The sequence below is a fragment of the Arthrobacter sp. 10T413_2 genome, assembly GCF_056394205.1.
This window is the reverse complement of sequence record NZ_JBFTHK010000095.1, coordinates 1-16,307: the sequence shown is the minus strand read 5'-3', so window position 1 is coordinate 16,307 and position 16,307 is coordinate 1. Positions and strand designations below refer to the sequence as shown.

Annotated in this window: 18 protein-coding genes; 11 read left to right on the top strand and 7 right to left on the bottom strand. The window is 65.5% G+C overall.

The window, feature by feature from the left end; translation table 11 throughout:
• Nucleotides 1–106 precede the first annotated feature (106 nt).
• Both AC1DBQ_RS14880 and map read left to right on the top strand, forming a co-directional pair.
• A complete protein-coding gene (locus AC1DBQ_RS14880) occupies nt 107–676 on the top strand; it encodes an adenylate kinase (RefSeq protein ID WP_476929239.1) in 570 nt (189 codons plus the stop codon).
• 263 nt (nt 677–939) lie between these two features.
• A complete protein-coding gene (gene map, locus AC1DBQ_RS14875) occupies nt 940–1,767 on the top strand; it encodes a type I methionyl aminopeptidase (protein ID WP_476929237.1) in 828 nt (275 codons plus the stop codon).
• Between the two features lie 87 nt (nt 1,768–1,854).
• Here the strand turns inward: map and AC1DBQ_RS14870 are convergent, their stop codons facing one another.
• The 3 genes from AC1DBQ_RS14870 to AC1DBQ_RS14860 all read right to left on the bottom strand — a co-directional run bounded on the left by AC1DBQ_RS14870 (nt 1,855) and on the right by AC1DBQ_RS14860 (nt 5,228).
• Nucleotides 1,855–3,201 (bottom strand): ABC transporter substrate-binding protein, encoded by a 1,347-nt coding sequence (locus AC1DBQ_RS14870; protein WP_476929236.1) that lies wholly within the window; start codon nt 3,199–3,201, stop codon nt 1,855–1,857.
• A gap of 99 nt (nt 3,202–3,300) precedes the next feature.
• Nucleotides 3,301–4,122 (bottom strand): carbohydrate ABC transporter permease, encoded by an 822-nt coding sequence (locus AC1DBQ_RS14865; protein ID WP_476929238.1) that lies wholly within the window; start codon nt 4,120–4,122, stop codon nt 3,301–3,303.
• Between the two features lie 155 nt (nt 4,123–4,277).
• Complete coding sequence (locus tag AC1DBQ_RS14860; protein ID WP_476929235.1) at nt 4,278–5,228, bottom strand: carbohydrate ABC transporter permease; 951 nt, start codon at nt 5,226–5,228, stop codon at nt 4,278–4,280.
• 278 nt (nt 5,229–5,506) lie between these two features.
• Between AC1DBQ_RS14860 and AC1DBQ_RS14855 the strand changes: the two genes are divergently transcribed.
• The 8 genes from AC1DBQ_RS14855 to AC1DBQ_RS14820 all read left to right on the top strand — a co-directional run bounded on the left by AC1DBQ_RS14855 (nt 5,507) and on the right by AC1DBQ_RS14820 (nt 10,905).
• Nucleotides 5,507–6,535, top strand: a complete 1,029-nt coding sequence (locus tag AC1DBQ_RS14855; protein WP_476929234.1) for a P1 family peptidase — start codon at nt 5,507–5,509, stop codon at nt 6,533–6,535.
• Nucleotides 6,536–6,723: 188 nt separating this feature from the next.
• Nucleotides 6,724–6,945 (top strand): translation initiation factor IF-1, encoded by a 222-nt coding sequence (gene infA, locus AC1DBQ_RS14850; RefSeq protein ID WP_476929233.1) that lies wholly within the window; start codon nt 6,724–6,726, stop codon nt 6,943–6,945.
• A gap of 69 nt (nt 6,946–7,014) precedes the next feature.
• The gene (rpmJ, locus tag AC1DBQ_RS14845) at nt 7,015–7,128 is read left to right on the top strand and encodes a 50S ribosomal protein L36 (RefSeq protein WP_009358722.1); all 114 of its coding nucleotides are present in this window, start codon (nt 7,015–7,017) and stop codon (nt 7,126–7,128) included.
• A 179-nt stretch (nt 7,129–7,307) separates the two neighbouring features.
• Nucleotides 7,308–7,682 (top strand): 30S ribosomal protein S13, encoded by a 375-nt coding sequence (gene rpsM, locus AC1DBQ_RS14840; RefSeq protein ID WP_476929232.1) that lies wholly within the window; start codon nt 7,308–7,310, stop codon nt 7,680–7,682.
• Nucleotides 7,683–7,783: 101 nt separating this feature from the next.
• A complete protein-coding gene (gene rpsK / locus AC1DBQ_RS14835) occupies nt 7,784–8,185 on the top strand; it encodes a 30S ribosomal protein S11 (protein ID WP_018773682.1) in 402 nt (133 codons plus the stop codon).
• Nucleotides 8,186–8,319: 134 nt separating this feature from the next.
• Entirely contained in the window at nt 8,320–9,330 is a 1,011-nt protein-coding gene (locus tag AC1DBQ_RS14830) for a DNA-directed RNA polymerase subunit alpha (RefSeq protein ID WP_476929231.1), read from the top strand.
• Between the two features lie 77 nt (nt 9,331–9,407).
• Nucleotides 9,408–9,983, top strand: coding sequence for a 50S ribosomal protein L17 (gene rplQ, locus AC1DBQ_RS14825; RefSeq protein WP_476929230.1), 576 nt, complete (start codon nt 9,408–9,410; stop codon nt 9,981–9,983).
• Between the two features lie 31 nt (nt 9,984–10,014).
• Complete coding sequence (locus AC1DBQ_RS14820) at nt 10,015–10,905, top strand: tRNA pseudouridine synthase A (protein ID WP_476929229.1); 891 nt, start codon at nt 10,015–10,017, stop codon at nt 10,903–10,905.
• Nucleotides 10,906–10,977: 72 nt separating this feature from the next.
• Here the strand turns inward: AC1DBQ_RS14820 and AC1DBQ_RS14815 are convergent, their stop codons facing one another.
• Complete coding sequence (locus AC1DBQ_RS14815; protein WP_476929228.1) at nt 10,978–12,495, bottom strand: sensor histidine kinase; 1,518 nt, start codon at nt 12,493–12,495, stop codon at nt 10,978–10,980.
• A 364-nt stretch (nt 12,496–12,859) separates the two neighbouring features.
• On the opposite strand from AC1DBQ_RS14815, the gene AC1DBQ_RS14810 reads away from it, so the two are divergent.
• Nucleotides 12,860–13,627 carry a response regulator transcription factor gene (locus AC1DBQ_RS14810; RefSeq protein WP_476929227.1) on the top strand — a complete coding sequence of 256 codons (768 nt, stop codon included), beginning with the start codon at nt 12,860–12,862 and terminating at the stop codon, nt 13,625–13,627.
• Nucleotides 13,628–13,737: 110 nt separating this feature from the next.
• Here the strand turns inward: AC1DBQ_RS14810 and AC1DBQ_RS14805 are convergent, their stop codons facing one another.
• The 3 genes from AC1DBQ_RS14805 to AC1DBQ_RS14795 form a co-directional block, all read right to left on the bottom strand.
• Nucleotides 13,738–14,220, bottom strand: coding sequence for an Hpt domain-containing protein (locus tag AC1DBQ_RS14805; RefSeq protein WP_476929226.1), 483 nt, complete (start codon nt 14,218–14,220; stop codon nt 13,738–13,740).
• Nucleotides 14,221–14,340: 120 nt separating this feature from the next.
• Nucleotides 14,341–15,702, bottom strand: coding sequence for a TadE/TadG family type IV pilus assembly protein (locus AC1DBQ_RS14800; protein WP_476929225.1), 1,362 nt, complete (start codon nt 15,700–15,702; stop codon nt 14,341–14,343).
• 59 nt (nt 15,703–15,761) lie between these two features.
• Nucleotides 15,762–16,217: a TadE/TadG family type IV pilus assembly protein gene (locus tag AC1DBQ_RS14795; RefSeq protein ID WP_476929224.1), complete on the bottom strand. Its 456-nt coding sequence runs from the start codon at nt 16,215–16,217 to the stop codon at nt 15,762–15,764.
• Nucleotides 16,218–16,307 lie beyond the last annotated feature (90 nt).

The following is a 16,307-nucleotide window of genomic DNA, read 5'->3' as shown; positions in this document are numbered from 1 at the left end:
GCGGCACCTCGATCCTGATCATGGTGGGCGTCGGTCTGGAGACCGTAAAGCAGATTGATGCGCAACTACAGCAACGTCACTACGAAGGGCTTTTGCGATGACGAGAATGTTGATTATCGGACCTCCCGGCTCCGGCAAGGGAACGCAGGCGGAACGCATTTCGGAGCGCCTCGGCGTCGTTGCGATCTCCACGGGAGATATCTTCCGCGCCAACGTCAAGGGTGAGACGCCGCTGGGCGTCGAGGCCAAGAAGTACATGGACGCCGGCGACTTCGTTCCGGACAGTGTCACCAACAAGATGGTGCGCGACCGCCTCAGCGAGGACGACGTCGAACCCGGCTTCCTGCTGGACGGTTACCCGCGCACCACCGCGCAGGTGGACTACCTCGACTCGATCCTGGCCGACGGCGACCAGAAGCTCGACGTCGTCCTGCAGCTGACMGCGGACGATGAAGAACTGGTCAAGCGGCTCCTGGGCCGTGCCAAGGAAACCGGCCGAAGCGACGACAACGAAGGCGTTATCCGTCACCGGCTGGACCTCTACCACGGCCAGACCGAACCCGTTGTGCAGAAGTATGCCGAGCGCGGCATCCTGACCCAGGTGGACGGCATCGGCGGCATTGATGAAGTCACCGAGCGCGTCATGGAAGCGATCAAGTCGGCCCAGGCCGCCTAATCCACTCCTGCTGTTCCCGAAGGGCGCGTCCCGTACCACGTGTACGGGACGCGCCCTTCGGCGTTTGCTGGTGCCTGCGGGCCGACGGTGGAGACCGCATGCGGGGGAGCCCGGGKCGCCGGCCGCCTTGGCGCCCCGGCGCCTCCGTTCCGGACAGCCGCGGCCGTGCGGGAGAATAGAGTTTGAAGACTTGAACTGATGACCCGTAGTGGAGGCCCGGGAGGAAACCCGCCCGGGCCGCGAGATGAAGCACTGAGGTAGAGATGGCATTCGGCCAGCCCCGCATTGAATACAAGACCAACGCCCAGATGCGCACCATGCATGAGKCCGGGCTTGTCCTGAGCCGGGCACTGGATGCCGCGGTTGCCGCGGCCGCTCCGGGCGTCACCACCGCCCGGCTGGACGAGGTGTTCTCGGCCGTGCTCCAGGACGCCGGCGCCAAATCCAACTTCCTCGGCTATCACGGCTTCCCGGCCACCATCTGCACCTCGGTAAATGAGGAAGTGGTCCACGGCATCCCCGGCAGCAGGGTCCTGGCGGACGGCGACATCATCTCGATCGACGGCGGCGCGATCGTGGACGGCTGGCACTCCGATTCCGCCCGGACCGTGATTGTCGGCACCCCMGATCCCGAAGACGTGCGCCTGTCCGAGGTCACTGAGGAAGCCATGTGGCGGGGCATCGCCGCGCTGGCGACCGGCAAGTTCGTCGGCGACATCGGCAACGCGGTGGACGACTACGTCTCCTCGGTGCCGGGCAAGCCGCTGGGCATCCTCGAGGACTACGTGGGCCACGGCATYGGCTCCGAGATGCACATGGCCCCGGACGTCCTGAACTACCGCACCGGMCACCGCGGGCCGAAGATCCGCCCCGGACTGTGCCTTGCAATCGAGCCCATGCTGGTCCGCGGCAGCATCGACACCGCCGTGCTCGACGACGACTGGACGGTGGTCACCACTGACGGCAAGCGCTCCTGCCAGTGGGAGCATTCCGTAGCCGTCCATGACAAAGGCATCTGGGTCCTCTCGGCGCCGGACGGCGGAGCGGCGAAACTGGCCCCGCTCGGCGTCGTACCCGTCCCGATTCCCTGACCCACTTAACCCAACTAGCTCGCAGTTGTGGCCGTTATGAGTGCTCAAAACGGCCGCTGCTGCKAGCTAGTTGGGAGGGACGCGCCGTTAGCTTGTGAGCTTCGGCTTCACGTCCTTCGTGTAGATCCCCTCGAGGGTCGTCTTTAGCCCGGCCATGGTGGCCTTGACGTCGCCCTGCTGGGTGAGGATCGCGGCGGCGGCCTTGGCCATCTCCTGGTCCGCGCCGGGCAGGAACACCCGGGCGTTGTCCTGGACCCGGGTCACAGCGAGCTGGTCCATGGCGGTCTTGATCTGCGGGGTCTTGGCCAGCACGGCCCCCATGTCGGCCGACAGGCGGGTGGGCATATAGCCGGTGGCCGCGGAGAACGCCGCCGTGTTTTCCGGTTCGGTCATGAACTTCAGGAACGTAGCCGCCGCGAGCTGGACTTCCTTGCTGACACCGCTGGGAATGCCGAGCCCGGCCCCGCCCGTGGGGCAGACGCCGCTTTCGGCTTTCGGGCCGCCAGGGAGGTAGCMGACCCCCACGTTGAACTTGGCGGACTTCAGGACGCCGAGGAGCGATCCGGTGGAGGAGATGGTGGTTGAGGTGATGCCCGCGGCAAAGTCGTCCGCGGCTTCCTTGGAAGAGACCCCGGCCCACTTGTCCTTGTAGATCGAGTCCTGGGCCCACTGCAGTGCGGCGACGGACTCGGCGGAATCGCAGGTGACGGTCCAGCCGTCAGACCAGCTGCCGCCCCAGCCCCACAGATTGTTCTGCAGGGTCCAGCCCGCGTAGCCGGCCAGCGCCGGGTAGATGTAGGCGTACTGCGCGCCGGAGCTGGCCTTGAGCTTGGGCGCCCAGTCGCCGAACTCCTGCCATGTCTTGGGTGCGCGGTCCGGCAGTCCCGCGGCCTTGAAGTGGTCCTTGTTGTAGTAGAACAGCGGGGTGGAGCGGCCRTAGGGGAGCGCCCACTGCTTGCCGGCGTACTGGTAGTCGGCAACCAGTGACTTCTGGAAGTCATCCACCTTGATGTCGAGCTGCTTGACCAGGCCGTCGAGGGGAATGATGTTGCCGTTGGTGAAGTAGCGGAACCACCAGACGTCCGAGAGGACTACGAGGCCGGGCAGCGCTGACTTGGCGGCCTGGGAGGTCTGGAACTTCTGCGCGATTTCCTCGTAGTTGGCGCCTGCGGTCACGAGGTTGACCTTGATGTCCGGGAACTTCGCGTGGAACTTGTMGATCACGGACTGTTCCACGTCCTGGGACTTGCCCGGGTGGTTAGTCCAGAAATCGAACGATGCGGCCGGCTTGACGCCGCTGAAGTCGATCTCGGMTGCGCCGGTGGCGGCAGGCGTGCCGGCGGTCGACGGGCCGCCGCAGGCGGCCAGTGCTGCTGCTCCTGCGCTGGCGCCGGCCAGCCCCAGGAAATGCCGGCGGTGAAGGTTGATTGCCACRGTGGATCCTCTCAAAGGTACGGACTCGTTGGTTCTGATGACGGAGATAGTGGGCGTGGTTCGGGCGGGCGTGAGGGTGGCSGGTGGGCGCGGGCCGGGTCAGCCCGTGACGCTGCCCTGCGTGAGGCCTGCGACGATATAGCGTTGCAGTGCGKCGAAGACCAGCAGGATCGGGACGATCACGAGGACGGCACCKGCCATGAGGATGCCCCAGCCGGAGCCGTTGCCCTCGGAGTTCTGCAGCAGTGTCAGGCCGACGGGGAGGGTCATKGTTTCGGGCCGGTCCGTGATGATGAGCGGCCAGATGTAGTCGTTCCACTCGCTGACCACAGTTACCAGGGCAACCGTGGCGATCGAAGGAACGGAGACCGGCGCCACGACCTGCCACAGCCGGCGCCAGTGGCCGGCGCCGTCGATTTCCGCCGCCTCGAGGATGGACCCGGGCAGCGTCCGGAAGTGCTGGCGCAGCAGGAACGTGCCGAAGGCGGTGCCGAGTCCCGGCAGGATGATGCCCCACAAGGTGTTCTTGCCGCCCATCCCGGCGATCAGGATGTAGTTGGGCAGGATGGACACCTKCGGCGGGACCATGAGGGCGACGAGGATCAGCACGAAGATGGCGTTCTTGAACGGGAAGCGGACGAACACGAGGGCGTAGGCGGTCAGGATCGCCAGGATCACCTTGACGGTGGAGCCCACGGCGGTGACKATCAGGCTGTTCATGAAGAACTGCCCGAACGGAACGGTGGTCATGGCCGTCTTGTAGTTCTCCAGGTTCACGCTGTCCGGCAGGAGTTTCAGATCCATGGTGATGATCTCGCCCGGCTGCTTGAAGGAGCTCAGGAGCATCCACAGCAGGGGCAGGAACACCACCAGGGTGGCCAGGATCAGCGGCACGTAGCCGCCGGCGATCGTCTGGACCAGGTTGGCGCGGGAGAATGGCGCGGGGCGCCGGGGCGGTGCTTGGGTGACGGCGCGCTCGGGCGCCGTTGCTTCACCGGGTACCGCAGCTCCGTCTGCACCGGGAGCGGGGCCCTCGCCGGTGGTGGCGGGATCGGGGCTGACAGGCGAGAGCGTGCTCACGAGTAGTGCACCTTCCGTTCGACGAACCGCAACTGGAGGACGGTGATGATGAGCAGGATTGCGAAGAGCACAACGGAGATGGCGGCCGAATAKCCGGCCCGGTTGAAGGCGCCGAAGGCCTGCAGATAGGCCTCATAGATCAGGGTGCTGGTGCCATTGCCCAGCGGCGTCATGATCCGGATCAGGTCAAAGGCTTGGAGCGAACTCAGCATGGTGGTGATGAGCAGGAAGAACGTGGTGGGCGAGAGCAGCGGCAGGKACATGTTCACAAACCGCCGGAAGCCGTTGGCGCCGTCCAGGGCGGCCGCTTCCATGACGTCCTGCGGCAGCGACTGCAGGCCGGCCAGGAACACCACCGCGCAGTAGCCGAGGTTCTTCCAGACGTAGACCAGGATCACCATGACCAGCGACAGCTGGGGATCGTTGATCCACTGCKGGCTCTGCTGGCCGATGCCGCGCAGCAGCCAGKCCAGGACCCCGTAGCCGGGGTCGAAGATGAAGAGCCACACGAGCCCGACGCCGACGCCGCTCAGCACGTAGGGCGCGAACACGGCAGAGCGGGCAAAGGTGGTGCCGCGGACTTTGGAGTTCAGCGCCAGGGCCACCAATAGGCCCAGGAMCATGGACCCGCCGACCGTTACCAGGGTGAAGACGGCGGTGGTGCCCAGGACGTTCGCGGCGTCGGGGCTCGTGAAGAACGTGATGTAGTTCCCGAGCCCTACTACGGTGGCGGACGCGGAACCGAGGGTCCAGTCCAGCGTGGAGTAGTAGATGTTGTTGATCAGGGGCAGGTAGGTGAACACGGCGATCAGCGCGAGGTTCGGGAGCGCGAGGGCCAGGAAGACGAGGAAGTCCCGGCGGGTTCGGCCGGACCAGCGGGGTCGCCGCGGGCCGGCCTTCCCGGCCTCCGCAACGGCGGGCGGCCGGTCAGTCAATAGTCTGGTCATTCGGGTCTCTAACGGATCCGGGCCGGCCGAAGGGCAGGCAGGTGGGCGGGGGACCTGACTCACTCCACCACATGCCTAACGGGCGAAATCCCGTATCCGGGCTGTCCCCGAGATTGTTGCTCGAGGCTTCCAAAACCGTTCACGCAGTGTTCGCCGAAGGATTGCATAACATTTGTTTTGGAAGCCGGAGCCGACGCCGGCGGCCGGAAAACCCTCCGCTCGGACCGACCGCCCGTCATCTCCTGCCCCGCACCTTGCAGCAGGCGCACAATGGAGCCATGAAAGCAACGGGAGCGATCACCGACGTCGCCGGGATCCGGGTAGGCCATGTGCAGAAGTCGGACGACGGCTGGCTGAGCGGGGTGACGGTGGTTCTCCCGCCGCCCGGCACGGTGGGCTCGGTGGATGTCCGAGGCGGCGGCCCCGGAACGCATGAGACGGACGCCCTGGATCCCACCACGCTGTCCTCTACMGTGGACGCCGTCGTCCTGACCGGGGGGAGCGCCTTTGGCCTCGCAGCGGCGCACGGCGCCCAGCGCTGGTGCGAGGAGAACGGCCGCGGCTTCGCCGTCCCCGGAGGACTTGTCCCCATTGTTCCGGCCGCCGCGATCTTCGACCTCGGCCGCGGCGGTGATTTCACCGCACGCCCAGGCGAGGCCATGGGCTATGCGGCCACGGCAGCTGCCGGGGCCCGGGCCAACGGCCACGACGTCGACCGGGGCAACGTCGGCGCCGGCACAGGAGCAGCAATCGGCCGTGGCACCTACAAGGGCGGAGTAGGCACCGCCTCCATCACCCTAGACAGTGGCGTTGTTGTAGCGGCGCTGGCGGTAGTCAACGCGCTGGGACTCCCATTCATCGCACCGCCCCAGCAGGCGGAACCCGGCAGCGTGCGTCTAAGCGAGGAACGAGCGAGCACGCAGAGGGTTCCGCCTGCTGCGGCGGAAGCCGGTTCGGGTCGCCCAAGCGCACCGGAAACGGAGCAGCCGCTCAACACGACGCTCGTCGTCGTCGCCACTGATGCCGTCCTGGACAAGTCCGAGTGCAAGCGCACAGCCTCGGCGGCCCATGCCGGACTGGCCCGGGCGTTGAATCCAAGCCATACCCTTGCCGACGGCGACACCGTGTTCGCCCTGGCGACCGGCGCCGTCGCACTGGACCGCAGCACCCCGGCGGCCCGCCAGATCAGCCTCATTACGCTGCAGAGCGCGGCAGCCGACGTCGTGCGCCTGGCCATCCTAGATGGGATCGAACGGGCGGAGCCAGTGACGACGCCGGCCGGCACTCTAGGTGCGTACGGACGCTGAGTGCGCTAGGATTGCTGGATTTAACTCTGGATTTAACAATCCCGCCAAAATGGCGTAGTGTTGACTGTTGGTTGTCTGCCCCGTTGTGCCCTTTTGTGGTCGGGTGGCACCAACCAATCAATCAAAAACGTCCGCAGTCATGACCGGTGCAAATCGGGAGGCTGCGGCAACAACAGTTAGCGGAGGGTATGKCCAAGAAGGACGGGGTCATTGAGATCGAGGGCGTTGTGACCGAGGCGCTGCCTAACGCGATGTTTCGCGTTGAGCTCACCAACAAGCACATCGTTCTGGCACACATCTCTGGAAAGATGCGCMAGCACTACATCAGGATCCTCCCCGAGGACCGCGTAGTGGTGGAGCTKAGCCCTTACGACCTGACACGTGGTCGTATCGTCTACCGCTACAAGTAAACACTGGGCGGCCAGAGCAACAGCCGAAGGCCGGTCCAGCTGACCAACTGCAACACGCAAAGGAATGCCATGAAGGTCAAGCCGAGCGTCAAGCAGATCTGCGAAAAGTGCAAAGTGATCCGCCGTAATGGCCGGGTCATGGTGATCTGCGAGAACCCGCGCCACAAGCAGCGCCAGGGCTAATTTCMCTCTTCGGGAAAACCCTGGGTTGCTAACCCACGCAAGTAAATAGAAAAGGCAGCACAAGCTGAACTGGGACGTAATGGGCCCGGACAGCTAACCCCCGGTCGGAGGCTGGGGCCGCACTTTACGTGCGGGTGTACTGCCTACGACCTCCGGTTTATACAAGGAGCACTGCCACTATGGCTCGTCTCGCTGGCGTAGACATTCCCCGCGAAAAGCGGTTGGAAATTGCGCTTACTTACATCTATGGCGTGGGCAAGACCCGTGCACACGAAACCCTGGCTGCCACCGGCATCAGCGCTGACGTTCGGGTCAAGGACCTGACCGATGCGCAGCTGGTCGAGCTGCGTGACTACATCGAAGGCAACTACAAGGTTGAGGGTGACCTTCGCCGCGAGGTAGCCGCCGACATCCGCCGCAAGGTTGAGATCGGCAGCTACGAAGGCCTGCGTCACCGCAAKGGCCTGCCCGTACGCGGACAGCGTACGAAGACCAACGCCCGTACCCGCAAGGGCCCGAAGCGTACCGTCGCCGGCAAGAAGAAGGCTCGTTAATCCCCACTTGCCCCCTAAAATCGCTGGCGCGATTTCAAGGAACCCGGCAAGTGTGGGCCCAAGCGTAGGCTTTCCCCCAATAACTTTCTGTAGGAGAAAAAATGCCCCCGAAGACTCGTGGCGCGGTTCGCAAGCCGCGTAAGAAGGACAAGAAGAATATCGCGCTGGGCCAGGCGCACATCAAGAGCACCTTTAACAACACCATCGTGTCCATCACGGACCCGAACGGTGCTGTCATCTCCTGGGCTTCGTCCGGTGAGGTTGGCTTCAAGGGCTCGCGTAAGTCCACCCCGTTCGCTGCCCAGATGGCCGCCGAAGCCGCCGCAAAGCGTGCACAGGAGCACGGCATGCGCAAGGTCGACGTGTTCGTCAAGGGACCGGGTTCCGGACGCGAAACCGCCATCCGTTCGCTGCAGGCCGCTGGCCTCGAGGTTGGCTCCATCCAGGACGTCACCCCCAGCGCCCACAACGGCTGCCGTCCGCCGAAGCGCCGCCGCGTCTAAGGCTTTCCAACGCCCAGGAGCTTGCCCGGACCCTCACCGGTCCGGGCAGGCCCGGCCGCGTTAAGTCTTCAGACCGACTCTTTCCACCACCTGTGTTGCGTCATATAGCGGATGCTCGCCGAAAGGAAACCTAAGTGCTCATTGCACAGCGCCCCACCCTCTCCGAAGAGGTCGTCTCCGAAAACCGCTCCCGGTTCATCATCGAACCGCTTGAGCCGGGCTTTGGTTACACCCTCGGAAACTCCCTCCGTCGTACCCTGCTCTCCTCGATCCCTGGTGCCTCTGTCACGAGCATTCGGATCKATGGCGTGCTGCACGAGTTCACCACGGTTCCGGGTGTCAAGGAAGATGTCACTGAGATCATCCTGAACATCAAGAACCTGTCGGTTTCCTCCGAGCACGACGAGCCGGTTGTTGCTTACCTGCGCAAGCAGGGCCCGGGAGTCGTCACCGCCGCGGACATCGCTCCGCCGGCCGGCGTCGAATTCCACAACCCGGATCTGCACATTGCCACGCTGAACTCGAAGGGCAAGTTCGAGCTCGAACTGACCATCGAGCGCGGCCGCGGCTACGTTTCGGCAGCTCAGAACAAGTCCGGCGACTCCGAGATCGGCCGCATTCCGGTCGACTCGATCTACTCGCCGGTCCTGAAGGTTACTTTCCGCGTGGAAGCTACCCGTGTTGAGCAGCGCACTGACTTCGACAAGCTCATTGTCGACGTCGAGACCAAGCAGGCAATCGCTCCGCGCGACGCCGTTGCTTCGGCCGGTACCACCCTGGTGGAACTGTTCGGTCTGGCCCGCGAGCTGAACACCGCAGCTGAAGGTATCGAGATCGGCCCGTCGCCGACGGACGCTGCCCTGGCAGCCGACATGGCTCTGCCGATCGAGGATCTGGACCTGACGGTCCGTTCCTACAACTGCCTCAAGCGTGAGGGCATCCACACCGTGGGTGAACTCGTTGCCCGCTCCGAGGCTGACCTCATGGACATCCGCAACTTCGGTGCGAAGTCCATCGATGAGGTCAAGGCCAAGCTGGTCGAACTGGGTCTGTCCCTCAAGGACTCCCCTCCCGGTTTCGATCTGGCAGCACGTGCCGCAGCCATCGAAGAGGACGACGCCGCGTTCAGCKACGACGAGCTCTAACCAACAGATCTTGGCCGGCCGGCTGGATGCACCTTGGCGTGCGCAGCCCGACGGCTTCCATATGAGGAGAAACTATTATGCCTACCCCCGCTAAGGGTCCGCGCCTCGGAGGCGGAGCGGCTCACGAGCGTCTTATGCTCGCGAACCTGTCCGCCGCACTGTTCGAGCACAAGCGGATCACCACCACGGTGACCAAGGCCAAGCGCCTGAAGCCGTACGCTGAGCGCCTGGTGACTTTCGCCAAGCGTGGCGACCTCGCTTCCCGCCGTCGTGTACTCGGCCTGATCAGCAACAAGGGCGTCGTCCACGAGCTGTTCACCGACATTGCACAGGCAGTGGAGAACCGCGATGGCGGCTACACCCGCATCACCAAGATCGGCAACCGCAAGGGCGACAACGCTCCCATGGCTGTCATCGAACTGGTGCTCGAGCCGGTTTCCGCCAAGCAGGCCGTCGTAGCCGAGGCTACTTCCGCCGCTAAGCGCGATGCCGACAAGAAGGACGCCGAGAAGGCTGAAGCTGCTCCGGTTGCTGAGACCGAAGTTGCCGAGACCGAAGAGGCCCCCGCTGCCGAGGCTCCCGAAGCTGAAGCTACCGAAGAGGCTCYGGCCGCTGAGGAAGCTGCCGCTGACTCCGAGAAGGACGCGAAGTAATTCGCCAAACCCTTCTTATAGACTTAAGTCTATGAACAAGCTCAAACCCGCTGCCCCCGTTTTGGGGGGCGGCGGGTTTTTGCGTATCCGGCTGGATTTGGCGTACGACGGCGGCCCCTTCAGCGGCTGGGCCGTGCAGCCGGGGCTGCGCACCGTCCAGGGCGTCCTGGAAGAGGCATTGGCGTTGCTGGTCCGCCGGCCCGTGCGCGTCACGGTGGCCGGCCGGACCGACGCCGGGGTGCACGCGCGGGGGCAGGTGGTCCACCTGGACCTCAGTGAAGCCGAGTGGCAGGGGCTGAACCGTGGCGTTGAACTTGATCCCGCCGTCGCCCTGGTCCGGCGCCTCCGCGGCGCCCTGAGCCGGGGGCTGGGGGACCTCAGCGGGGCGATCGAGGTCCACCGGGTGACCGTCGCGCCCGAGGGGTTCGACGCCCGGTTCTCCGCCCTGTGGCGCCGCTATTCGTACCGGATCGCGGACGGCCCGGCCCTGTGGGACCCGCTGGGGCGCTATTCGACCCTCTGGCACAAAAGCCCGCTCGACGTCGGGCTGCTGAATGAGGGTGCCGTGCAGCTGCTTGGGCTGCAGGACTTCCGCTCCTACTGCAAGCCCCGCGAGGGCGCCACCACCATCCGCGAACTGCAGCGCTTTGAATTCACTCGCGGCACCGACGGCGTCATTGTCGCTACCGTCCAGGCCGACGCGTTCTGCCACAACATGGTCCGCTCCCTGGTGGGCTCGGCCCTGTACGTGGGGGAAGGCGCGGAGGCTCCGGGGTGGCTTTACGAGCGGCTGCTTGCCCGGCAGCGCAACGCCCGCTCGGTGCTGGCTGCCCCGCATCCGCTGGTGCTGGAGGAAGTGGCCTACCCGTCGGACAGCGGGTTGCTGGCCCGGGCCGAACTGACCAGGGCGCTGCGGGCGTAGAGGCCGCCGGACTCCGGGTTCCTGAAATCCGGCGACCTCGGGCTAGCACCGAACGATCGTGGGCCGCTAATCCTAGAACGCCGCCGGGGGACCGTCTGCGGGGAGCTCCATGGTGAACGTGCTCCCGTGGCCTGGAAGCGTGCGGCAGGAGATGGATCCGCCGTGCCGTTCCACGATGGCCTTGGTGATGGACAGGCCCAGGCCGGCCCCCGGAATCGACCCCTCGCGGACGGCCGGGCTGCGGAAGAAACGGGTGAAGACCMGCCGGGCATCGGCGGCCGTCATGCCCATGCCCGTGTCTGCGACGTGGAGGCGCACCAAACCGTCGCCGGTGCTGGCCGAGACCCGCACCGATCCGCCGTCGGGGGAGTACTTGATCGCGTTGGAAACGAGGTTGTCCAGGGCCTGGCTGATCCGGAGCGGATCCACATGGGCCCAGAGCGGGCCCCRGACGTCCATGCTGAGGTCAACACGGGACGCCTGCGCATGTGCCTGGGCCGAACCGAGGCTGGCTTCCACGAGCCCGGCGAGGTCCGTGCGGCGGGGATGGACATGGACCGCTGAACTGGCGGACATCAGAAGGTCCGATACCAGGGCCAGCAGCCGCTCCGCGTTGCGCTGCGCGACTTCGATGCGGCGTACCACGGGACTGTCCAGGCCCTCCGTGTCGGCGAGCACGAGGTCGAGGTTGCCGATGATGGACGTCAGCGGCGTGCGGAATTCATGGGAGACGGTCGAAACGACCTCGTCCTTCGCGGCGAGGGCGTCCACGAGGCCGGTGACCTCGTTGAACACCACCACAGCCCCGCGGAAGTCGCCGTCGTCGTTTTTCAGGGGCCGGGCCCCCGTGGAGACCACCCGGCTGTCCGCCGCCTYGCCGAAGCAGACGAGGTAATCGGCAAAGGACTCGCCGCCCAGCGCCCGCCGGAGGGGACGGCGTTCCAGCRGCAGCGGCGTGCTTCTGTCCTGACCTGTCAGCACCAGCTGGCCTTCTTCCGCCGGAGACGCCGACACCGACGACTCTGCGGATTCTTCCAGCTGCGTCTGCCAGCTGTTGGTCAGCAGGCGGCGGCCGTCGGCGTCCACTGCCACGATCCCGACGTCGACAGTGTCAAGAATGGTGTTCAGGAGCCGCTCGCGTTCCCTGCTGTCCGCGAGCAGGGCCTGCAGTTCGGCTTCCTTGGATTTGATCCGCCACTGCTCGTGCCGCAGACGCGCCCGCGCGAACCGCATGGCAAGGGAGACGGCGAGCATCATCAGCGGGACCAGCATGGCMTCAGCTGCGCGGGCGGCCACCGGTGCTGCMGGGTCTGCGAGGAGCCAGGGCAGCGCCGCCAGCAATGGGACTGTAAAACTGAGAGAAAGGCTTGCGGGCGCGGACAGGCTRGACGCCGAAATCCACACCACGGGCAGGACCGAGAGCACCCCGGGATCCGGCAGCCCCGCCGCGCCGCCATCCCGGAGAAGCCCGACGGCGACCAGATCCAGGACGGGGATGATCAGCGGCGCCAACGGCCCGAAGCGCTGCCAGGGAACCAGKACGCAGGCCGCCAGGAGTGCGCCCTGCAGGCCGAGGGCGAACCRGCACAAGGGGCTCTCCAGAAGACCGGGCCAGGCGGCGGGGGCGGCGAGGAGGACTCMGGCCATCATGACGGCCAACGGCAACTGGCAGATTAGGACCCGCGCGMGGGGCCCCAATGCCTTGACGTATCGATCCGCACCCCGGATCAGCCGTTGTCTAGCCAAAGACGCCGCGCCCCTTTCTCGTTGCTTCAGTTTTACACCTCGTGTCACGCAAACTTGACATAAATCGAAGTTTTGCTATTTCTGTTACTGAGCCGCCGAGGTTTTGCCCCCTACCGTGGGTATTCTGGCAATGCCGGTGGGGGCCGGCGGATCCAGTGTTGCMGCCGCATCCGCGGACGGTAGCGTAGCGTGCCACATGAGGGGGGCCATGACCGACCTGGGAGTMGCCGTCGTAGTTGAAGACGACGAAGATGTTCGGAACCTTGTCGAAGCGGTATTGAGCCAAGCCGGCTTCGAAGTTCATTCTGCGGCCGGCGGCAGGGAAGGCGTCGACGTCATCCGGCAGCAGGAGGCCAGCGTGGTCACCTTGGATGTCGGGCTTCCCGATATCGACGGTTTCGAGGTGCTGCGTCGGATTCGCGAGTTMAGCGACGCCTACGTGGTCATGTTGACGGCCCGTACCGACGAACTCKATACGTTGACGGCATTCCACACCGGTGCGGATGACTTCCTGGCGAAGCCTTTCCGTCCCCGTGAGTTGCGTGCCCGCGTCGGTGCGATGATGCGCCGGCCGCGGCAGGTTCTCCAGGCCGCACTTGTTCCAGCAACGGATCCCGGTGCCCAAGCCGTCCCTGCGGCGTCCCAGGCTCCGGTGCTGCGGCACAATCGGCTGGAGCTGAACCCGGAGACCCGGTCCGTGAGCGTCGACGGCGAGCCCGTCGGCCTGACCCGCAGCGAGTTTGATCTTCTGCACGCCCTGCTCAAGGGTGCCGGCGCGGTGCGGTCCAAGACCGAACTGGTGAGGGTCGTGCGGGGGGACTACTACCGGGCGGACGCCTACATCAGCGAATCCGATGAACGCGCCGTCGAGGTGCACATCGGCAACCTCCGGCGGAAACTCGGCGAGGACCCGGTGCAGCCGCGCTGGCTGCAGACCGTCCGCGGCGTGGGCTACCGGCTGGCACCGGAGCGGTAGCCCCGCGCGGGAACCGCGCTCAGCGCCGCGCCCGCGATGAGTCCCCGGCCCGCGCCCGGCGCATCGCCGGGCAGCTGCCTTGAGTGGACGGGCCAGCGTTCCCGGCAGGCCTAGCTGTCCCACAGGACATAGCTGAATTGAAGCTCGTCAACGGTTTCGTCGCCGCGTTCGGCGACGTCGTGCAGGAGGGAGAGGGCATGGTCTATGTTCCCGGCCCTCAGCGCGCCCTCCAGCTCGCCGGCGAGCTGGGCCAGGCGCAGGCCGCCCACCATCGCGGAGGACGTCTTCAGGCTCAGCACCGCGTCCATAGACCCTGCGAGGTCGCCGCGCTCCAGGGCTGACGCGAGCGAGCGGTAGCGCTGGTCCCACATCTTGGTGTAATCCCTGGCGAATCCCTTCGCCACGGCCGGACTGTCGAGCTGGACACCAAGGTCCTGGAGCGCCGCAGGGTCCACGAGCGGGGCGACCGCCGGGAGATCCGCCACCAGGGCACTGGCCGCCGTGAGGGCGGGGGCCGGTAGTCCGGGGGAGGCTGTGGGGGCGAGGACCATGCTCGCATCTCCGTCGTCGGGGCAGGCGCTGGGAAGGGACATGTGCCCACGCTACTTGCTGATTCGGTCGAAGCCGGGGACTCCGGTCTATCCTGCGGAAACCTTGAGGCTTGTTTGCGCCCCGGGCCGCATCGGACGCTTGCGGCCGACGAGTATAAGCTGTCAGCTTGGGATTTGGATCAGGTGGGATGTGGGGTTGATTGCATTGACGGCAGAGACGAAGATCGGGCCGAGTTCGGATCCGCTGGCTGCGCAGTAGAAGTAGTCTCCGTCGGCGTTCTCAACGGCTCTCAGCGCCGGTGTCGAGCAGTCGTTGTCGGCGTCGCTAAGGTTGCCTTGCKAATCCGGTGAGGCCGCAGTGGCGAGGACATTGCGCACCAGCTCTCCGCCGCTGGCGCATCGTGCCGTGGTTGCGGATCCGAATGCCACGGTGACGATCAGGACGCTTTGGGTCTTGGCGTTCGTTGCGACAGTCTTGAGGTTGTTGCACGCGCTGGTGCCGTTCGTGCTGCCGATATCGCCTGAGTTGTTCAAAGAGGTGCTGCCTGTGATGTTCTGCTCGTTGGGTTCTCCGTCGGTTTCGAAGATGATGCCCTTGCGCGCGGGAAGGGAGCGCGCGGGCAGGCTGGCGAGGTTGTTCGCGGCCAGGCCGAGGACGTAGCGCGCGGCGGCTTTCATCGGCGATGCGAGGTAGGTGCCCCCGCTGGAGGCGGTGAGGCAGTTCAGCCCGCTGACCAGCGTGCTGCTGGTGTTCAATGGCGGTGTCCCGCCGGGAGAGCCAGGGGTCAGCGTGTAGTTGTTGGAGAAGGGGACGGGAATCCACGGGCCGGTCGTGGCCGAGATGGAGGGCGTCGTGATGCAGCTTCCGGGGGAGGCACTGCTGCGGTGGATCGTTCCCAGCGCCACGTACTGCTGGTCCTTGGTCATGGTCTGGAGGGTGTTCTTGATGCCAGTGACCATGAGGTTTCGATCAGCGGTGCTCATACTGCCCGTGCGGTCCGCCACAAGGACGACGTCCATGGGGTTAGGGGCCTGCGCCCCGCAAGAGCCACGGCAGGCGTCGGAGGCGAGCGAACCGGTGTTTCCGGTGTCGATTCCGATCACGGGGGCGAATGAGAAGGGGACATTCTTATCATCGGTCACGGTGATGGTGTTGCAGGTGTGGCCGCTACCGGGGGTGCAGGGGATCGCGCAGATCGTCTGGTTGCACTTGGCTCCGGTAACTGCTCCAGGATTGCAGACGCGGGGGATCTGGCTGCTGACTACAGTCTTGGCAGCCCCCGAKGAAGCCACCACGCACCAGAAACTGACGGCGGGGTCCGCCGCGGGATCGTTGTCACGGGCATACGCCAGGGCAGCATTGCGTGCTGCGACCGGATCATTCGGGAGCGATTGAACGCCCGYCAGCGCGGCCGCGTCCAGGGCATTGCTCAGGTGTTCACGTTCATACAGCAGCCGGCCGAGATCTACGGCCATGGCGACGCCTGCGAAGAGCACAGGGACGAGGAGGACAAAGATGACCATCGACGCCCCACGCTCCCGGGAATCCTGGTTGCGGCCGGTTCGGGGGGATCTTCCTGGCGTTAGCGAGTGCATGTTCCACCGTTCCAGTGCTGCGCGCCCGACGTCACGGTCGCGGCGCCTTCCATTTTCATCACGGCTTTGGCCTCGAAGACACCGCTGAGTGCCCAGGAAAAGAAACCCGACGGCGAGGTCTGGGGGTAGCGCAGGCAGACGACCAGGACGCCGGGAGCCCCTGCCGAGGAATCCACAGCGAACTTCACCTCCAGCTTGGTAGTGTCCAGCAAGCCGTGTGACTGGCTTGTGGTTGCGATAACGTCGCCCTGCGTCACGCCCTGTCGCGCCGCTTCCCGTGCAAGGCCTTGGAGATTGATGGTTTGCCCGAAGGCCATGCCGAAGTCGATCACTCCCAGGATCAAGGACAGTAGCAGGGGCAGAACGAGGGCAAGTTCGACAGCTGCCGCACCCCGCTGATGGTCAGCACGCTTCGCTGGACGTCCTCTCGGGAACCTGGACATTCGGAACTMCCTMCACATAGTTGATTACTGCCTGCCGCCTCGCAGAAGGTATCCGATGAACGGCATGCCAATTCCGGGCAGGTCGTCAAC

Excerpts from the sequence above, each read along its gene's own strand:
- rpmJ (WP_009358722.1), top strand. The coding sequence starts at position 7,015 with ATGAAGGTCAAGCCGAGCGTCAAGCAGATCTGCGAAAAGTGCAAAGTG.
- rpsK (WP_018773682.1), top strand. The coding sequence starts at position 7,784 with ATGCCCCCGAAGACTCGTGGCGCGGTTCGCAAGCCGCGTAAGAAGGAC.
- AC1DBQ_RS14820 (WP_476929229.1), top strand. The coding sequence starts at position 10,015 with ATGAACAAGCTCAAACCCGCTGCCCCCGTTTTGGGGGGCGGCGGGTTT.
- AC1DBQ_RS14805 (WP_476929226.1), bottom strand. The coding sequence starts at position 14,220 with ATGTCCCTTCCCAGCGCCTGCCCCGACGACGGAGATGCGAGCATGGTC.
- AC1DBQ_RS14795 (WP_476929224.1), bottom strand. The coding sequence starts at position 16,217 with ATGTCCAGGTTCCCGAGAGGACGTCCAGCGAAGCGTGCTGACCATCAG.